We start from the raw sequence: 17566 nt of genomic DNA on the forward strand, positions 1-17566 counted from the left end.
CCGGCAGGCGGATAAAGCTCGGCTAAGGTATCGGGCACCTGCCGCCTGCGGACGCAAGTCACGGTGAAGCCCGACGATACTCATCTTCTCACCCTCGAAGCATTTCGTCGGTAGGCAAAGCAGGCTCCCTGTCAAATGCGAAATGCCTCATTTGAGGAGTGAGCGATGTCGTCCGGACACGCACAGCAAAATCCGTTCCTGACCGCTCCGATCGGGCGGCTCTTTATTACCAATGCTTTGCCGATGATGCTTGTCATGATGATGAGCGGACTATTGACCGTGGTTGATGCCGCCATCCTCGGGCATTTCATTGGTGCCGATGCCCTGGCTGCGGTCAGCATCGTCTTTCCAGCGGCGATGGTCACCATCGCATTGTCGACGCTTGTCAGCGGCGGCATGTCCAGCCTGCTTGCCCGGCATCTAGGCGCAGGTGCGCGAGACATGGCGGCGGCAGTATTTGCACGGGCCCACGGTCTCGCGCTCGCGATGGCGCTGGTGCTGATCTTTGCCTTCCTTGTGGGCGGGCGCACCGCCACCGGCCACATAGCAGGCACCGAAGGCAACATCGCCGAAATGTCGTATCGCTACCTCCTGATCATGATCTGCGCGACGCCTGTGCAGTTTCTGCTGGGGCTGCACGCGGATGCTTGCCGCAACGAAGGCCGCGTGGGCCTGATGGCATTGATGTCGGTCGGGGTAACCTTCGCCAATATCGCGTTCAACTACGTGTTGATCGTCGAGCTCGATCTTGGCATTGCCGGATCGGCGTTGGGCACGGCGCTGGCCCAGGCCCTTGGCTTGGCACTCCTGGTCGGGATGCGGCTACACGGCGTTTGGATGATACCGCTCGCTTCGCTTGGGGCGCATAGTTGGGCCGGTGGCTGGCGGCCCATTGTGCTCCTCGGCATGCCGCTGAGCCTGAGCTTCATCGGCATCGCACTGGTTGCGGCCGCGGTGATCGCGACATTGCGGCTGACCGCCGGCGCCAGCTACGCCGACACTGCTGCTGCTTATGGCATCGTCATGCGCATTTTCAGCTTTACCTTCCTGCCACTCATGGCGATCGCGCTCTCCACGCAAAGCATCGTCGGCAACAATGTCGGAGCCGGTTTTTATCAGCGTTCGGACAGAATGTTGCGCCTCGCAGTAAGCGTTGCGTTTTTCTATTGCGTCGCGGTCGAACTCATCTTGCTGAGCGCAAGCAGCAGGATCGGCGCGGGCTTTGCGCAGGATGCGTCTGTCGTCGCAGAAGTCGGCGCAATCCTGCGGCCGATGGTTTCTCTTTATCTCTTTACCGGGCCCATTCTGGTGTTCGCGCTTTATTTCCAGGCCGCGGGCCAGCCTGGGAGAGCGGCGGTGCTGACGCTCGTCAAGCCGTTTGCGCTTAGCCCGCTGCTGATTGTCTGCTTTGGGGTCTTCGGCGACAGCACGGCGATCTGGTTTGCCTTTCCGGTCACAGACTGCCTTGTGGCCACCCTCGCGACAGCGATCCTTATCCCAATCCTGAAGACCCCCGCACCTGCAGGCGGCTTTGGGCTCAGGGTCCAAAGGATAACTGTATGACAAACCAAGCGGGACCACATGAGGCCGGCAGCGTTGCCGGTTGGTGATGACGCAAGGGAGCGATGTGGTGCGGTGCCACGCGAAGTTTCGTGGCGCCAAAATCAATACTGCATGTTTCCTTAAATCCTATTCGATTTAAGGATAAAAACGTGCAGCAATTCATAGGGCTACAGCGACCTTTGCGCGTCTAATAGGACGCGCGGCGCTGTAATTTCGCGCCATTGAATTGGCCCGGGACCCTACGCGGGCTTCATGAGAAAGCCCGTGGCCAGTGCGTGGAAAGCGGCTACAGCCTTCGGCAATACGCCCTGCGGATCGTCGCTGGCGGCAATCCAGAGGGCGGCATTGAGCGCAGCGCCACTGAGAAGCCGGGCGGCGGCTTCCGCGTCCACCGGCTTGAGTATCCCCTGCGCGGTCAGCCGCTCAACTGTGCGCTTTGTCGCCTGAAGACAGCTGCTCTGGCTCGGCCATTGCGATGGATCGCCCAAGACAGCAGGTCCGTCGAGCAGAACAATGCGTTGCACTTCTGGGACAAGTGCCATCTCGATATAGGCGGCACCCTCGGCCAGCAAGCCTTGCCAAGGGTCTGTCGCACGGGCGCCGATCTCCTGCGCGCGCAAAGCCATGTCGGAGTCGATCTGGTTGACGACCGCGGCCAAGAGGCCGCGCTTGTCGCCAAAATTGTGGTAAAGCGCCCCTCGCGTGAGCCCGACTTCGGCTGTCAATTCGTCCATTGAAGCAGCGGAATATCCCTTTTCGGCAAAGGCTTTTCGCGCCGCCGCGATCAGCTTGACGCGGTTTTCCTCCATCGTCTCGACACGCCGTTTCGCCATCTTGCCCTCAAATTCATATACGCCTCGTATATGGACTTGACATACGAGGCGCATTTCGGCTATTTCACATACGCACCGTACATGAAACGAGTGAGCATGGAAAGCGCTTGAAGCGTCGCCTCCGCTCATTGGATGCGGTCAAATGACAACAAGGCGAGATCAAAGATGACAGAGCGCGAAGCAATCTTTCCCGCAAACCGGCACGCTCTTTATGAGGAACACGGTTATTCGGCCGCCATTCGATCCGGTGACCTATTGTTCGTCTCCGGCCAGGTTGGTAGCCGTATCGACGGAACGCCGGAACCCGACTTTGAACGCCAGGTCCAACTGGCCTTCGAAAACCTCAAGGCGACGCTGAATGCGGCCGGGTGCACATTCGACGATCTTGTCGATGTGACGACGTTCCACACGGATCCCGAGAACCAGTTCGCAACGATCATGACCGTCAAACAACAGATTTTTAGCAAGCCGCCTTACCCGAACTGGACCGCAGTCGGTGTCAATTGGCTCGCCGGCTTCGACTTCGAGATCAAGGTCATCGCCCGCATCCCCTAGGCTCCGCCGGCGCGATCGTGGGACAGATTTCTAACAGTCGGTCGCGGTACCAATGGAACATTGGCTCAACTCCGACATTGGGAAGTCCGATGGTTTCGCCGGCCTTGCTGCTCGAGACGCATACGGCGCCGGCCGCATAGCTCGTTCTCGAATTTGTCAAGCATGAAGGAATTCGGCCCTCAGTCCGGAACGACAACCAGATTGCCGACAAAAGACTTGGCCATGAAGTCCGTCTGGGCGCGATGAAACTCACGCAGCGGATAGACGCCTGCGACCAGCGGCCGGATTCTGTTTTCTTCGATATAGCGAACCAAGCGCCTGAAATCGGCCCGGGTGCCCTGGCTTGAACCGTGCAGTTCAAGCTGCTTCAGATACATCGTGCGCAAATCGAGCTGAACGACGGCGCCGCCGATCGCGCCGGCGGTGGTGTAGCGACCCTCCGGTTTCAGCACCTTCAGAAGATCGTTGAACATCGGGCCGGCAACGAGATCGGCAACGACATCGATCGGTTTGCCCTGTGATGCTTTGGTGACTGCGTCCACGAGATCGCCTTTGTCGCGCGTGACCACGGCACTGGCGCCGATATCGAGAAGGGCCTGCTCTTTACCCGCGCTGGTAATGGCTATTGGCACCGCGCCACGAACCCGCGCCAGCTGGATAATGGCGGAACCGACGCCGCCCGAGGCACCAGTCACCAGCACGGTCTCGCCGGCGACCAGCCGTGCCCGTTCCAACATGCGTTCCGCCGTCAGGTAGGCACAACAGAACGTCGCCAGCTCGACATCCGTCAGATCGGTATCGACGACATGGGCATTTTCCGCTGGCAGCGCCATATATTGAGCATAGCCGCCGTCGCGGCCATGGCCCATGTAATCGATGTCGGCAAGGCTGTCGTCATCGCGGTTGTAGATCGAAAAATCCACCATCACTCGTTCACCGATACGCGCTGGATCGACGCGCGATCCGGTGGCGACGATGCGACCAACGGCATCGGTGCCCTGGATGCGTGGGAAAGTGAGGGTGTTGCCCTGGCGACGCCAGGTCGAAACCGCCGCTGCGTCGTCCTCCGTGCCATAGGCGCCCTGGCGCACCCAGACATCGGTGTTGTTCATTCCGCAGGCCGTCACCCTTATCAGAACCTCGTCGGAGGCCGGCTCCGGCACGGGGACAGCGCCGTTGTAGACGAGCTTGTCGAGCCCGCCATGACCGACGAGTTGCACCGCGCTCATCGTTGTCGGTATCAAGGTCATAACGGCCTCTCTCAGCGCCCGAGAACCTGGTCGATTGCCGCCGTCGCGGCTTTCACGACGATATCGGCTTCATCCCGTGTCAGGCATAGCGGCGGGGCAAAACCGAGGATATCGCCTTGCGGCATGGCGCGGCCGATGACGCCACGCTCGGCAAGAGCGGCAGAAACCTGCGGGCCGATCTTCTGGCTCACATCGAAGAACCTACGGTCGTCCTTGTCTTCGACGAACTCGACGGCTGCCATCAGCCCATCGCCACGAACCTCACCCACATGCCTGTGGCCGCCAACCGCTTCGGCAAGTCTTTCGCGGAAATAGGCGCCGGTCGTACCGGCATTTTCGATGAGGCCGAGTTCGTCGATCAGCTCGAGATTGGCGACCCCGGCCGCAGCACAGATCGGATGGGAGGAATAGGTCCAGCCATGGCCGATGGCCCCGAGTTCGTCGGATCCCTGAACCAGAACCTGCCACACCTTGTCGGAGACGATCGTTCCCGAGAGCGGTGCATAGGCGGAGGTCAGCCCCTTGGCGATGGTGATGAGATCCGGCTTCATGCCGTAGTGATCCGAGCCAAACATCGTGCCGAGACGGCCGAAGCCGGTTACGACCTCATCGGCGATTAGCAGGATGTCGTATTTGGCAAGCACCGCCTGGATCTTCTGCCAATAGCCCTTCGGCGGCGGAACGATACCGCCGGTGCCGAGGATCGGTTCACCGATGAAGGCGGCAATGGTGTCCGGGCCTTCATTGACGATCATTTCCTCAAGCTTGTCGGCGCAATATTGCGAGAACTGCTCCTCGTCCATCGAACGGTCTGGCCGGCGGAAATAATAGGGTGCCTCCGTGTGCAGGATCGGTGCGCGTGGGAGGTCGAAGGCGTTGTGAAAGAGCGCAAGACCGGTCAGCGATCCAGTCATCACGCCGGATCCGTGATAGCCACGCCAGCGTGAAATGATCTTCTTCTTTTCCGGCCGTCCGAGAATGTTGTTGTAGTACCAGATCAGCTTGATGTTGGTCTCGTTGGCGTCCGAACCGGAAAGCCCGAAATAGACGCGGGACATGCTCTCCGGTGCCCGGTCGATGATCATCTTGGACAGCGTGATCGAGGCTTCGGTGCCATGCCCGACATAGGCGTGATAGTAGGCCAGGTTCTTTGCCTGCTCGGCAATCGCGTCAGCGATCTTCTGACGGCCATAGCCGACATTGACGCAGTAGAGCCCGGCAAAGGCATCGAGACTGGTCCGCCCGTTGACGTCGGTGATGTAGACGCCCTCGCCGCCGGCAATCACCCGGGTCGGGGTCTCGCCGCGCGCATGCATGCCCATGTGGGTCGACGGATGGAAGAAGTGGTCGCGGTCCCAGGCGGTCAGTTCGTTGTTGCGGTCGAGCATGGTCTTTTGTCCTTATGCTGTCGGTCTTCGATTGGTTGATGGAGCGACTTCAGGCCGCGGTGTCGATGCAGAGATATTTGAGCTCGGTGAAGGCCTCGAGCCCGTATCTCGATCCTTCGCGGCCGAGACCCGACTGTTTCCAGCCGCCGAAGGGAACGGGCCCGCCGGTAATCTTCACCCGGTTGATCGCCACCATGCCGTAGTCGAGTGCCCGGCCGAGCCGCATCTGTCGTGCTCCGTTCTCGGTGACGACATAGGCGACCAGGCCATAGTCCGTGTCGTTGGCACGGGCGATCACCTCCGCCTCGCTGTCGAAGGAGGTGACGGCCGCCACAGGGCCAAATGTCTCTTCCCGCATGATCAGCGCGTCATCGGGAACATCGGTCAGCAGCGTCGGCTCGTAAAATAGCGCGCCCACGTGGTGCCGCCTGCCGCCGGATATAAGGGTCGCTCCGCGTTTCAGCGCGTCGGCGACCTGTTCCTCGACCTTAGCGACAGCGCGCTCATGCATCAGCGGACCGATGTCGACACCGGCATCCAGACCGCCCCCGACGTTCAGCTTGGCGATACGTGCCGCAAGCGCGGCATTGAAAGCCCTAAGGATCGGGCGTTCGACGTAGATCCGATTGGCAGCCAGACAGTCCTGGCCGGACGTCGCGAACTTGGCGTTGATAGCGATGTCGGCCGCTTTTTCGATATCCGCGTCGGCAAAGACGATGAGCGGGGCATGTCCGCCAAGCTCCATGACGAGGCGCTTCATCGTCGGCGCGCATTGGCCGGCGATCAGTCGGCCGATCTCGGTCGATCCGGTAAAGCTCATGGCGCGCAGGCGTTTGTCCGCGCACATCTGCCCGACGATCTCCGCAGCATCGCCGGTGACGACGTTAAAGACGCCTGCTGGAATTCCGGCCCGTTCGGCGAGTTCGGCGAGCGCCAGCGCCGAAAGCGGCGTTTCGCAGGACGGGTGGGCGACCACCGTGCACCCCGCCGCAAGTGCTGCGGCAGCCTTTCGGGTGACCATGGCGGACGGGAAGTTCCAAGGCGTGACAATACCGACGGCGCCGAGCGCCTCCCGACGCACGATCATCTCGGCGCCGGCAAGGTGACTTGTGACGCTTTCGGCATTCAGGCGTTTGCCTTCTTCGCCATACCACTCAAGGAAGGACGCGGCATAGTCGATCTCTCCGCGTGCTTCGGCAATCGGCTTGCCCTGCTCCAGCGTCATGATTAAAGCGAGATCGTCCTTGGCAGCCAGCATCAGTTCGCACCATTTGCGCAGTATGCCGGCGCGCTCCTGCGGAAGCATATCCCGCCACCCGGCGAAAGCCCTGTCTGCCGCGTCGATCGCCGCAGTCGTTTCATCGCCATCGAGCGACGCCACCCAGGCAAGGGTCCCGCCCGTGGCCGGGTCGGTCACCGCAAAGCTCTTGCCCTGGCGAGAAGAGGTCCAGCGACCGTTGACATAGGCAAGCTCGCGCAGCAGGTGACGATCTCCCAACTGGTTCAGCGTGTCGTGAAACGGTGTGCGGGCGAAAACGGCGGCCATCGGCATCTCCTCGGCATGGGCTGAGGAGATAGTGGCAGCGGACGGGCGAGAGATTGTCTGTTCAGCGAGCAGCGACGAGAGACTTTGTCTGAAATCGTGCCGGAGGAAAGAGAGATTGTCTAGGGTGCTGCCGGCATCAATGCGGCCAGAGGGAGAACGGTTTCTTCCTTGACGGTCTTCGTCACGATGTAGGTGAAGTAACGGTCGATCCCCAGTTCGCGATCGAGCAGGCTGTCGACCAGCCGCTGGTAGGCGTCGATATCTGCCGCGATGATCTTCAGAATATAATCGACGCCGCCGCCGACCGACCAGCAGGCGGTGATCTCGGGTATGGTTGCGACGGCGCGCTCGAAGCGCTCGAAATCAGCCTGCCGGTGATTGCCGAGCGTCACTTCCATCATCACGCTCGCCACCGGCGCCACGCGGCGCACAGCCACCCGGGCATGGTAGCCGGTGATGATGCCGGCCTTCTCCAGTTTGCGAAGTCGCATCCAGCACGGCGTCGGCGACAGCCCGGCCTTTTCGGCGAGCGCCAGCTTGGTAATGCGACCGTCCTCCTGGACAGCCTCAAGAATGCGCAGGTCGATGGCGTCGAGTTTCATTTCATGGCTTTCGCGCGTGCTGTTTCATGTCAAATCTGGGAAAAGAGATTGGGTGTTGATTTTGCCGTTGTCAATTGACCTGATTTTCAGCAGTGTAAAATCATGACAACTTGGCGCCCCGACCCTGCCCAACTCCGCCGTCCGGCCTACCTCTCGTTGGCCGAACAGTTCGCGCGCGCGATTCAGGAGGGCAAACTATCCAACGGGCAGCGCCTTCCGACCCATCGCAACCTTGCCGACGAGCTGTCGTTGTCGGTTCAAACGGTGAGCCGGGCCTATGACGAACTGATCCGCCGAGGGCTTGTGTCCGGCGAAATCGGGCGCGGCAGCTTCGTGCAGACCCAGGCAAAGGAGCCTGAGCCCCCCTATCTGCCGGAGCGCCTGGGCGAACTGATCGACCTTTCGATCCTCAAACCGGTCTGCGAACAGCTCCATCTGCAGAAAATGCGGGGAGCGTTTGCCTGGCTTGCCGAGAACCTGCCCTCGAGTTCGGCGCTCTCCTTCCGCCCCAACATGGTGTTCCCGCGTCATCGCAACGTGGCGGCAGAATGGCTTGCCCGCTGTGGCCTGGAGATATCGCCGCTCAATGTCAGCCTGACCAACGGCGCGACATCGGCCATGACGGTGGCGCTGATGAGCGTCGCGCCTCCCGGATCGACAATTGCGACCGAGGCGGTGAGCCATCATACGCTGGTGCCGCTGTCGACCTATCTCGGCATCCACCTCGAAGGCCTGCCGATCGACCATGACGGCATGATCCCTGGGGCCCTGGACGAAGCCTGCCGAAAAGGCGTCATCCGGGCGATTTTCCTGCAGCCGTCGGTCATCAACCCGAAGGCAACGCTGATGAGCGAGGCGCGGCGCGCCGCCCTTGCCGAAGTCGCCCGTCGTCATGACATCGCGATCATCGAGAACGACATTCTCGGTCCGCTCGTCGATGCGGGACTAAAGCCGGTCGCGGCCTTTGCGCCGGAGCGGACGCTCTACATCACGAGTTTCACCAAGATCACCGTTCCGGGCCTGCGCATCGGCTATCTCGCTGCACCCGATCGCTATGTGGCTGCCGTTGCCAACCGGCATCTCGTCTCGAACTGGATGGCGACACCGGCAATCGCCGAGATCGCGACGCATTGGGTGAGCGATGGAACGGCAATCGAGCTGGTCGACTGGCAGCGGCGGGCACTGGCTGCCCGCCACGCCATTGCCGCCGAGGCGCTCGGCAATCTCGACTATCATTCCCATCCGCAGAGCCTGCATATTTGGCTGCCGCTGCCGGAGGGTCATACCGAAGAGGGCTTCGTCTCGCAGGCGCGCCTGCGTGGCGTGGCGATAGCGCCAGGATCTTCCTTCCGCACCTCGGACCTCGGCTGGCGCCCGGCCGTGCGCATATCGCTGGGCTCCACCACCGAGCAGGAATTGCGACAGGGCCTCGGCATCGTCGCCTCGCTTGCGATGGGAAATCCCGAAGCGCTTCTGCTTGCGATTTGAGGCGAAAGCCTATTTTCCGGGCGGAATTGGAATAATTGTCATGATATTATTATTCCAATTGACATGATTTAGATGGGCGATCATCGTTAAGGCATCACCGGTCCCCACCAGGGAAAGACGTGAATGCCCGAACCCATCATCCGCATCGATAACATCATCAAGCGCTACGGTCCGTTGACGGTGCTCGACGGTCTGTCGATGCAGGTCATGCCAGGAGAAAAGCTTGCGCTCATCGGTCCGTCCGGCTCCGGCAAGACGACGATCCTGCGCATCCTGATGACGTTGGAGACGATCAGCGGCGGCCATATCCATGTCGATGGTGAGCAGCTCTATCACATGCCCGGGAACGGCGGCCTCGTCGCCGCCGACGAGCGCTACCTTCACCGGATGCGCGAGAAGATCGGCATGGTCTTCCAGCACTTCAACCTGTTTCCGCACAAATGCGTTCTCGACAATGTCACGCTGGCGCCGATGCTGACCAAGGGCATGGCAAGGCCGGCCGCGGAAAAGCGGGCAATGGAGCTTCTCGACATGGTGGGCATGGCCGACAAGGCCAAAAGCATGCCCGCGCAGCTGTCGGGCGGGCAGAAACAGCGGGTGGCGATTGCCCGGGCGCTGGCGCTGTCGCCGAAGATCATGCTGTTTGACGAAGTCACATCCGCACTCGACCCCGAGCTTGTCGAGGAAGTGTTGAACGTCATGCGCAAACTCGCAGCCGAGACCGACATGACGATGCTGCTCGTCACCCATGAGATGGGCTTTGCCCACGATTTTGCCGACCGGATCCTTTTCTTCGACCGCGGCAAGATCGTCGAGGAAGGCAAACCGGACGACATCTTCCGTCATCCGAAGCAAGAGCGCACGCAAGTGTTCCTGCGCAAGATAATCGCGGCAGGGCACCGCGTCTGAGCGTTCGCGCCGGGATGTGCCCCAAACAAGAAGATGAAGAACAGCCAGAGGAGCCGATACCGATGAAAATGACGCATTTTATGACAGTGGCCGCAAGCGTTTCGACGCTGATTGCATTCGTTGCCACAACCCCGGCCGCTGCTGACGACGACAAGCTGCAGCAGCTCAAGGAGCAGGGCTTTGCCCGCATTGCGATCGCCAACGAGCCGCCGTTCACCGCAGTCGGCGCCGACGGCAAGGTGTCTGGTGCCGCACCGGACGTTGCCCGCGAAATCTTCAAGCGCCTCGGCGTTGCTGATGTCGCCGCATCCATCTCCGAATATGGCGCGATGATCCCCGGCCTTCAGGCCGGGCGGCACGATGCGATCACCGCCGGCCTCTTCATGAAGCCCGAGCGCTGTGCAGCGGTTGCCTATTCGGAACCGGTTCTTTGCGACGCGGAAGCCTTCGCGCTGAAGAAGGGCAATCCCTTGAAGCTGATGAGCTACAAGGACATTGCCGACAATCCCGATGTCAAGATCGGCGCGCCGGGCGGCGGCACCGAGGAAAAGCTGGCGCTGGAAGCCGGCGTTCCGCGCGATCGCGTCATTGTCGTGCCTGATGGTCAGAGCGGGCTGAAGATGCTGCAGGATGGGCGCATCGACGTTTACTCCCTGCCGGTCCTGTCGATCAACGACCTGATGTCGAAAGCCAACGACCCGAACCTCGAGGTTGTCGCCCCTGTCGAAGGTGCGCCGGTCTACTGCGACGGCGCCGCGTTCAAGAAGGGCGACGAAGCGCTGCGCGACGCCTTCGACGTCGAGCTGGCGAAGCTGAAGGAATCCGGTGAGTTCGCCAAGATCATCGAACCCTATGGTTTTTCCGCCAAGGCGGCGATGTCGACGACGCGCGAAAAGCTCTGCGCGGCCCAGTAAGGTTCTCCGGCTCCCTTCTTCGCGCTTGCGACAAGGGAGCCGGTCTCGATCGCTCACGACGACGACTGGAAATGTGAACAACGATGATCGACTGGTCCGGCTACATAGGGCTGATATTGCAGGGCGCGCTGGTGACGCTGCAGCTGACGGTGCTTGGCTCGGCGCTCGCCGTCGTCATGGCCTTCGTGGCAGGGCTTGCGCGCGTCAGCCGCTTCATGGCGGTGCGGGCGCTGGCGACGACCTACATCGAGTTCTTTCGCGGCACCTCGATTTTCGTGCAGCTGTTCTGGGTCTATTTCGTGCTGCCTTTCGCAGGCATCACGCTGACGCCGCTACAGGCGGGCGTCCTGGCGCTCGGCCTGAATGTCGGTGCCTATGGTGCCGAGGTGGTGCGCGGTGCGGTGAAGGCGATCGGCCGGGAGCAGCGCGAAGCCTGCATCGCGCTCAACCTGACCCGCTCTCAGGCCATGCGCCACATCATCCTGCCCCAGGCCCTGCCGCTGATGTTGCCGACCTTCTGCAACAACGCCATCGAATTGTTGAAGGGCACGGCCGTCGTTTCGTTGATCTCGCTGACGGACATGACGTTTCAGGCACAGGTCGTGCGTGCCCAGACCGGCAATACGCTGATCCCGTTCACGGTGATCCTCGTTCTCTACTTCCTGATGTCCTGGGTCATTTCGCGCAGCATGCGGTGGCTGGAGCGACGCATGACACGCGGCCTTGATGGCGTGAGGGTTTGATCCGATGGAATGGGATTGGAATTTCGTCTGGCAGATCATGCCGACCCTGCTCGAAGGCCTGAAGATCACGATCCTGGCCACGGTTCTGGGGGCAGTGGTCGCCGCCGTCGTCGGCCTCGTCTTTGCGATCCTCAGGCTCTCGGCCCCGAAACCGATTGCCCGAGTGGTCGGCTTCATCCTCGAGTTCATTCGCGGCACGCCGCTGCTTGTCCAGCTTTACTTCATCTTCTACGTCCTGCCTGACATAGGCATCAGCCTGCCTGCGCTTGTCGCCGGCGTCATCGGGCTTGGAATCCACTACGGCACCTACACGGCTGAAGTCTATCGCGCCGGCATCGAGAACGTGCCGCGCGGGCAATGGGAGGCGGCGCGCGCCACCAATCTGACGCTGCGCCAGACCTGGCTGCACGTGATCCTGCCGCAGGCGATACCGCCCATGATCCCGGCGCTGGCGAACTATCTGATTGCCATGTTCAAGGAGACACCGCTGTTGTCGGCCATCACCGTACTGGAACTGATGAATCAGGCGAAAAGCATCGCCAACAGCAACTATCGCTACATCGAACCGATGACGCTTGTCGGCGTCTTCTTCCTGATCATGAGCCTGATCTCTGTCGTCTTCCTCAGGTGGCTGGAAGAACGCTACAGCCGGGTGGAGGAACGCTGATGGAAAAAACGCTGTCTCTTTCCCTTGCTTCTCGCGCACCGAAGCTTGACGAGCGCCCGCTCGAAAAACGCGTCGGGCTGATTATCCTCGCCACCGACCACACGACCGAGCCGGACTTCCAGCGCATGGTCGCAAGCGATCGTATCGGCATCTATGTCGCGCGCATCCATTATGCCAATCCGGTCACGCCTGAAAACCTGCGCGCGATGCAGCCGTCGCTGACGACGGCCGCCGGCCTGATCCTGCCCGACGAACAGCTCGACGTTATCATGTATTCCTGCACCTCGGCCTCGGTGGTCATCGGCGACGAGCAGGTCACGGCGGCAATCCATGCATCAAAGCCCAACGTGCCGGTCGTCACCCCGACGGCGGCGGCGGTCAAAGGCCTCCATGCCCTCGGTGCCCGCCGCATTTCCGTGCTGACCCCCTATACCCTCGAGACCAGCCGGCCGATGGCGGATTATTTTGCTGAGAGCGGATTTACGATCGATCGGTTTACCTGCCTGGGCCTGACGGATGATCGCGAAATGGCGCGTATCGGTTCCGACGAAATCATTGCTTTCGCCAGGGAGGCGATGGCGGAGAAATCCGACGCGCTCTTCATTTCCTGCACGGCGGTCCGCGCCGCCTCTGTCGCTGCCCGGATCGAGGATGCGATTGGCAAGCCCGTTGTCACCAGCAATCTGGCAACCGCCTGGGCGTGCCTGCGCCTTTGCGGCGATGACGAGCACCGTCCTCAGCTCGGCCGGCTGATGACGCTGCCGATGGCGGGAGCGTGAGCATGGCCGGATCTCCCCTGCCCGTGGCCTATGGCGACATTGAAGCGGCCGCCCGCCGGATTTCGGCGCATGTGCTGAGAACGCCTTTGGTTCTCTCACCATCCCTGTCCGAGTTGTCGGGTGTGCCTGTCGGGCTCAAGCTGGAACATCACCAGACCACCGGCAGCTTCAAATTGCGCGGCGCCTGCAACGCCTTGCTGTCCATGTCGCCTGACGAGCGCAAGCGCGGCGTCGTTGCCGCCTCCACCGGCAATCACGGCCGGGCTCTCGCCCATGCCGCAAAGGCCGAAGGCACGATTGCGACGATCTGCATGTCGCACCTCGTTCCCGACAACAAGGTCGCTGAAATTCGTCGTCTTGGCGCCAGGGTCCATATCACCGGTGCCTCGCAGGACGATGCCCAGCGCGAAGTCGAAAGGCTCGTCGAGCAGGACGGGCTCGTGATGGTGCCGCCGTTCGACAATCCGGCTGTTGTTGCCGGCCAGGGCACGCTCGGTCTCGAAATCGTCGACAGCATGCCGGAGGTCGGAACCGTGCTCGTTCCGCTTTCCGGCGGCGGCCTGGCCTCGGGCGTGGCGCTGGCGGTCAAGACGCGCCGGCCGGGCGTTCGCGTGATCGGCATCACCATGGAACGTGGCGCGGCGATGAGGGCGAGCCTCGATGCGGGTCGCCCCGTCGAGGTTCCCGAGGTGCCAAGTCTTGCGGACTCGCTCGGCGGCGGTATCGGCCTTGCCAATCGCGTCACCTTTGCCATGTGTCACGCGCTGCTCGATGACATCGTGTTGCTCTCGGAAGCGGAGATCGCCGCTGGCATGCGGCACGCCTACGCGCAAGAGCGCGAGATCGTCGAAGGCGCAGGTGCGGTCGGTATTGCGGCACTGCTTGCCGGCAAGATCGACACGCACGGCCGCCCGCTTGCGCTGATCCTCTCCGGCCGAAACGTCGACATGGGGCTGCACCGGCGCGTGGTGAATGGCGAGACGGATCTGTTGCGGGAGAACGCGGCATGACACGCATGACCATTTTGACCGAGGCCGACCTGAGGGCGCTCGTGCCGCTGGACCTTGCGGCCGTCGATTGCGTCGAGAATGCCTTTCACGCGCTCGCCACGAAAGCTGTGGTGATGCCGCCGATCCTGCGCCTCGATATCCCCGAACACCGGGGCGAAGTCGACGTCAAAACAGCCTATGTCCCCGGTCTAGACGGGTTCGCGATCAAGATCAGTCCCGGCTTCTTCGACAATCCCATGCTCGGACTGCCGAGCACCAACGGCCTGATGGTGTTGCTGTCGGCCACAACAGGTGTCGTGCAGGCGCTGCTCCTCGACAATGGCTATTTAACCGACGTGCGCACGGCGGCGGCGGGCGCGGTTGCTGCCAGGCACGTCTCGCGACCGGACGCCTCGGTGGCCGCTATTTTCGGTGCCGGCATGCAGGCAACGCTGCAGCTCGAAGCGCTTTGCCTGGTACGGCCGATCCGGGAAGCGCGGATCTGGGGTCGGGATAGCGAAAAGGCAGAGGCTGCGGCGCGGTCGCTGACAGCGAAGTTCGGATTTCCCGTGCGCGCTGAACGCGATGCGCAGCGAGCGGTGGATGGCGCGCATGTGATCGTCACCACGACGCCGGCGGAAACACCGATCCTCCAAGCTGCCTGGCTGCAGCCCGGCCAACATCTGACCGCGATGGGTTCCGACGCCGAGCACAAGAACGAGATCGAACCCGCAGCAATCGCCCGAGCCTCGCTCTATGTCGCCGATAGTCTGAAGCAGACGCGGCGTCTCGGCGAACTGCACCACGCCATAGAGGCCGGCTCCATTGCCGCCGACGCCGATTTTGCCGAGCTCGGCCAAATCATCGCCGGCCAGCGGCAGGGACGCACCGATGCGAACCAGATCACGATCGTCGACCTGACCGGCACCGGGATCCAGGACACCGCCATTGCCACGCTTGCCTTCGCCCGCGCGCAGGAGCGCGGCAAGGGCACGACATTTGAAAGTTGAGACCGGCACGGCCGGAGAATGAGGGAGAGACATGACCCAACCCAATCTCAAATTTTCCCTTGGGGAGTATGAGGCGCGATTGAAAAAGACGCGCAAGGCCATGGAGGAAAAGGGCGTCGACCTGCTCATTGTCAGCGATCCGACCAATATGGCCTGGCTCACCGGCTATGACGGATGGTCGTTCTACGTGCATCAGGCGGTGGTGGTGCCGCCGACCGGCGAGCCGATCTGGTACGGGCGCGGGCAGGATGCCAATGGCGCCAAGCTGACGGCCTATCTGAGCCATAAGAACATCATCGGCTACCCTGATCACTATGTGCAGTCCACGGAGCGCCATCCGATGGATTATCTCGCTGCAAAGCTCATCGAGCGCGGTCTCGACAAGCTGCGGATCGGTGTCGAGATGGACAACTATTGGTTCTCGGCGGCCGCCTATGCGGCCTTGCAGAAGCATCTGCCCAATGCCCGCTTCGTCGATACGACGGCGCTGGTCAACTGGCAGCGCGCGGTGAAGAGCCCAACCGAAATCGGCTATATGCGCAACGCTGCCCGTATCGTCGAAGGCATGCATCAGCGCATTTTCGACAAGATCGAGGTCGGCATGCGCAAGTGCGATCTCGTCGCCGAGATCTACGATGCCGGCACGCGCGGCGTCGACGGCATCGGCGGCGACTATCCCGCGATCGTGCCATTGCTGCCTTCAGGCGTCGAGGCGTCTGCCCCACATCTGACCTGGGACGACCGGCCGATGAAGTCGGGTGAAGGCACATTCTTCGAGATTGCCGGCTGCTACAATCGCTACCATCTGCCGCTATCGCGTACCGTATTCCTCGGCAAGCCGACGCCGGCGTTTATCGACGCAGAAAAGGCGACACTGGAAGGCATGGAGGCGGGGCTTGCCCAGGCCAAGCCGGGCAACACCTGCGAGGATATCGCCAAGGCGTTCTTCACTGTCTTGAAGAAGTACGGCATCGTCAAGGACAACCGCACGGGTTACTCGATCGGCATGTCCTATCCGCCGGATTGGGGCGAGCGCACCATGAGCCTGCGTCCCGGCGACAGGACCGAGCTGAAGCCCGGCATGACCTTCCACTTCATGACCGGCCTGTGGCTCGAGGACATGGGTTTTGAAACCACAGAAAGCATCCTGATCACCGAGACGGGGGTCGAATGCCTCGCCAATGTGCCGCGCAAGCTTTTCGTGAAGGACTGATCATGACGGTTTCAGAGCTGCGCCCGTCTGCGATCTCGCCGACCGTCGATTTCTCGATGGACGGCGTCCAGCATGGCTTCCTGCGGCTGCCCTATAGCCGCGATGATTCCGCCTGGGGCTCGGTGATGATCCCCGTCACCGTCGTAAAAAACGGCGAAGGGCCGACGGCCCTTCTGACCGGTGGCAATCACGGCGACGAGTATGAGGGGCCGATCGCCCTGTTCGACCTTGCGCGAACCCTGAAGGCTGAAGACGTGGCCGGCCGGGTCATCATTCTGCCGGCGATGAACTACCCCGCCTTCGTCTCGGGGACGCGCACATCACCGATCGATAAGGGCAACATGAACCGCAGTTTCCCGGGAAGGCCCGACGGCACGGTGACGGAGAAGATCGCCGATTACCTCCAGCGCGAACTGCTGCCGCTCGCCGATATCGTCCTCGATTTTCACTCCGGCGGAAAGACGCTGGATTTCCTGCCGTTCTGCGCGGCGCACATCCTGTCGGACAAGCAGCAGGAGGCACGATCGTTTGAACTCGTGGACGCATTTTGCGCGCCCTACTCGATGAAGATGCTCGAGATCGACGCGGTTGGAATGTACGACACCGCGGCGGAGGAGATGGGCAAGATCTTCATCACGACGGAACTTGGAGGCGGTGGCACGGCAACTGCAAAAAGCGCAGGCATTGCCAAACAGGGTGTCACCAACGTCTTGCGCAGGGCCGACATCCTGAAGGGTGGGGACAGGTCGGCTGCCGGCCGGACGCAATGGCTGGATATGCCGGATGGAAATTGCTTTTCCTTTGCCGAGGACGCCGGCCTGATCGAACCTCTGGTCGACATGGGGGACAGCGTCGTTGCCGGTCAGGTCGTCGCCCGCATCCACCCGATCGGCAAAACCGGCGCCCTGCCTTCCGACGTCTGCACGAAGATGGATGGCATCCTGTGCGCCCGGCATTTCCCAGGCCTCGTCAAGGCAGGAGACTGCGTCGCGGTCGTTGCGGTTGCCGTCTAGTTCGACCCGTTCTACTGCACGCTTTGACCCGACTGCCGGCTGTCATCGCAAGTGATCCGTCGGGGTCGTCACCGCTGGAGGGTGGTACCGCAAATACTGGCTCG

At 61.7% G+C, this 17566-nt stretch carries 17 protein-coding genes; 12 read left to right on the forward strand and 5 right to left on the reverse strand.

From position 1 onward, the window contains the following. The first annotated feature begins 165 nt into the window (after window positions 1-165). Window positions 166-1563, forward strand: coding sequence for an MATE family efflux transporter (locus J3R84_RS33550; RefSeq protein WP_057217373.1), 1398 nt, complete (start codon window positions 166-168; stop codon window positions 1561-1563). Window positions 1564-1802: 239 nt separating this feature from the next. Here J3R84_RS33550 and J3R84_RS33555 read toward each other — a convergent pair whose 3' ends face one another. Further along, a complete protein-coding gene (locus J3R84_RS33555; RefSeq protein WP_025431374.1) occupies window positions 1803-2396 on the reverse strand; it encodes a TetR/AcrR family transcriptional regulator in 594 nt (197 codons plus the stop codon). A gap of 165 nt (window positions 2397-2561) precedes the next feature. Between J3R84_RS33555 and J3R84_RS33560 the strand changes: the two genes are divergently transcribed. Further along, entirely contained in the window at window positions 2562-2951 is a 390-nt protein-coding gene (locus J3R84_RS33560) for a RidA family protein (RefSeq protein WP_057225421.1), read from the forward strand. Between the two features lie 179 nt (window positions 2952-3130). Here the strand turns inward: J3R84_RS33560 and J3R84_RS33565 are convergent, their stop codons facing one another. From J3R84_RS33565 to J3R84_RS33580, 4 genes are all read right to left on the reverse strand, one after another. Then, on the reverse strand, window positions 3131-4201 hold the full coding sequence (locus tag J3R84_RS33565; RefSeq protein ID WP_203529863.1) for an alcohol dehydrogenase family protein: 1071 nt from the start codon (window positions 4199-4201) through the stop codon (window positions 3131-3133). 11 nt (window positions 4202-4212) lie between these two features. Next, on the reverse strand, window positions 4213-5589 hold the full coding sequence (locus J3R84_RS33570) for an aspartate aminotransferase family protein (RefSeq protein ID WP_203529862.1): 1377 nt from the start codon (window positions 5587-5589) through the stop codon (window positions 4213-4215). Window positions 5590-5638: 49 nt separating this feature from the next. Next, on the reverse strand, window positions 5639-7135 hold the full coding sequence (locus J3R84_RS33575; protein WP_203529861.1) for an NAD-dependent succinate-semialdehyde dehydrogenase: 1497 nt from the start codon (window positions 7133-7135) through the stop codon (window positions 5639-5641). 119 nt (window positions 7136-7254) lie between these two features. Then, window positions 7255-7737 (reverse strand): Lrp/AsnC family transcriptional regulator, encoded by a 483-nt coding sequence (locus J3R84_RS33580; protein ID WP_203529860.1) that lies wholly within the window; start codon window positions 7735-7737, stop codon window positions 7255-7257. A gap of 102 nt (window positions 7738-7839) precedes the next feature. On the opposite strand from J3R84_RS33580, the gene ehuR reads away from it, so the two are divergent. The 10 genes from ehuR (at window position 7840) to doeB (ending at window position 17462) form a co-directional block, all read left to right on the forward strand. Beyond that, window positions 7840-9225, forward strand: coding sequence for a MocR-like ectoine utilization transcription factor EhuR (ehuR, locus tag J3R84_RS33585; RefSeq protein WP_057221395.1), 1386 nt, complete (start codon window positions 7840-7842; stop codon window positions 9223-9225). A gap of 123 nt (window positions 9226-9348) precedes the next feature. Beyond that, window positions 9349-10134, forward strand: a complete 786-nt coding sequence (gene ehuA / locus J3R84_RS33590; RefSeq protein WP_057221396.1) for an ectoine/hydroxyectoine ABC transporter ATP-binding protein EhuA — start codon at window positions 9349-9351, stop codon at window positions 10132-10134. An 80-nt stretch (window positions 10135-10214) separates the two neighbouring features. Continuing rightward, the gene (gene ehuB, locus J3R84_RS33595; protein ID WP_373688556.1) at window positions 10215-11048 is read left to right on the forward strand and encodes an ectoine/hydroxyectoine ABC transporter substrate-binding protein EhuB; all 834 of its coding nucleotides are present in this window, start codon (window positions 10215-10217) and stop codon (window positions 11046-11048) included. Between the two features lie 83 nt (window positions 11049-11131). After that, window positions 11132-11791 (forward strand): ectoine/hydroxyectoine ABC transporter permease subunit EhuC, encoded by a 660-nt coding sequence (ehuC, locus tag J3R84_RS33600; RefSeq protein ID WP_192435156.1) that lies wholly within the window; start codon window positions 11132-11134, stop codon window positions 11789-11791. 4 nt (window positions 11792-11795) lie between these two features. Next, entirely contained in the window at window positions 11796-12458 is a 663-nt protein-coding gene (gene ehuD / locus J3R84_RS33605; protein ID WP_192435158.1) for an ectoine/hydroxyectoine ABC transporter permease subunit EhuD, read from the forward strand. Beyond that, window positions 12458-13237 (forward strand): ectoine utilization protein EutA, encoded by a 780-nt coding sequence (gene eutA / locus J3R84_RS33610; protein ID WP_192435160.1) that lies wholly within the window; start codon window positions 12458-12460, stop codon window positions 13235-13237. Before ehuD ends, eutA begins: the two co-directional genes overlap by 1 nt. 2 nt (window positions 13238-13239) lie before the next feature. Further along, a complete protein-coding gene (gene eutB, locus J3R84_RS33615; RefSeq protein WP_192435162.1) occupies window positions 13240-14247 on the forward strand; it encodes a hydroxyectoine utilization dehydratase EutB in 1008 nt (335 codons plus the stop codon). After that, window positions 14244-15236 (forward strand): ectoine utilization protein EutC, encoded by a 993-nt coding sequence (eutC, locus tag J3R84_RS33620; protein WP_203529859.1) that lies wholly within the window; start codon window positions 14244-14246, stop codon window positions 15234-15236. Before eutB ends, eutC begins: the two co-directional genes overlap by 4 nt. Window positions 15237-15267: 31 nt before the next feature. Then, window positions 15268-16449, forward strand: a complete 1182-nt coding sequence (gene doeA, locus J3R84_RS33625) for an ectoine hydrolase DoeA (RefSeq protein WP_203529858.1) — start codon at window positions 15268-15270, stop codon at window positions 16447-16449. Window positions 16450-16451: 2 nt separating this feature from the next. Then, window positions 16452-17462, forward strand: coding sequence for a N(2)-acetyl-L-2,4-diaminobutanoate deacetylase DoeB (gene doeB, locus J3R84_RS33630; protein WP_203529857.1), 1011 nt, complete (start codon window positions 16452-16454; stop codon window positions 17460-17462). The last annotated feature ends 104 nt before the right edge of the window (window positions 17463-17566 follow it).

Source organism: Ensifer canadensis, assembly GCF_017488845.2.
Classification (GTDB): Bacteria; Pseudomonadota; Alphaproteobacteria; order Rhizobiales; family Rhizobiaceae; genus Ensifer; species Ensifer canadensis.

Bases quoted from the DNA above. Each gene is read 5' to 3' on its own strand.
- J3R84_RS33560 (WP_057225421.1), top strand. From the start codon at position 2,562: ATGACAGAGCGCGAAGCAATCTTTCCCGCAAACCGGCACGCTCTTTAT.
- J3R84_RS33550 (WP_057217373.1), top strand. From the start codon at position 166: ATGTCGTCCGGACACGCACAGCAAAATCCGTTCCTGACCGCTCCGATC.
- ehuC (WP_192435156.1), top strand. From the start codon at position 11,132: ATGATCGACTGGTCCGGCTACATAGGGCTGATATTGCAGGGCGCGCTG.
- doeA (WP_203529858.1), top strand. From the start codon at position 15,268: ATGACCCAACCCAATCTCAAATTTTCCCTTGGGGAGTATGAGGCGCGA.
- ehuA (WP_057221396.1), top strand. From the start codon at position 9,349: ATGCCCGAACCCATCATCCGCATCGATAACATCATCAAGCGCTACGGT.
- eutB (WP_192435162.1), top strand. From the start codon at position 13,240: ATGGCCGGATCTCCCCTGCCCGTGGCCTATGGCGACATTGAAGCGGCC.
- J3R84_RS33565 (WP_203529863.1), bottom strand. From the start codon at position 4,201: ATGACCTTGATACCGACAACGATGAGCGCGGTGCAACTCGTCGGTCAT.
- ehuR (WP_057221395.1), top strand. From the start codon at position 7,840: ATGACAACTTGGCGCCCCGACCCTGCCCAACTCCGCCGTCCGGCCTAC.
- doeB (WP_203529857.1), top strand. From the start codon at position 16,452: ATGACGGTTTCAGAGCTGCGCCCGTCTGCGATCTCGCCGACCGTCGAT.
- eutC (WP_203529859.1), top strand. From the start codon at position 14,244: ATGACACGCATGACCATTTTGACCGAGGCCGACCTGAGGGCGCTCGTG.
- J3R84_RS33555 (WP_025431374.1), bottom strand. From the start codon at position 2,396: ATGGCGAAACGGCGTGTCGAGACGATGGAGGAAAACCGCGTCAAGCTG.
- J3R84_RS33570 (WP_203529862.1), bottom strand. From the start codon at position 5,589: ATGCTCGACCGCAACAACGAACTGACCGCCTGGGACCGCGACCACTTC.
- eutA (WP_192435160.1), top strand. From the start codon at position 12,458: ATGGAAAAAACGCTGTCTCTTTCCCTTGCTTCTCGCGCACCGAAGCTT.
- ehuD (WP_192435158.1), top strand. From the start codon at position 11,796: ATGGAATGGGATTGGAATTTCGTCTGGCAGATCATGCCGACCCTGCTC.
- J3R84_RS33580 (WP_203529860.1), bottom strand. From the start codon at position 7,737: ATGAAACTCGACGCCATCGACCTGCGCATTCTTGAGGCTGTCCAGGAG.
- ehuB (WP_373688556.1), top strand. From the start codon at position 10,215: ATGACAGTGGCCGCAAGCGTTTCGACGCTGATTGCATTCGTTGCCACA.
- J3R84_RS33575 (WP_203529861.1), bottom strand. From the start codon at position 7,135: ATGGCCGCCGTTTTCGCCCGCACACCGTTTCACGACACGCTGAACCAG.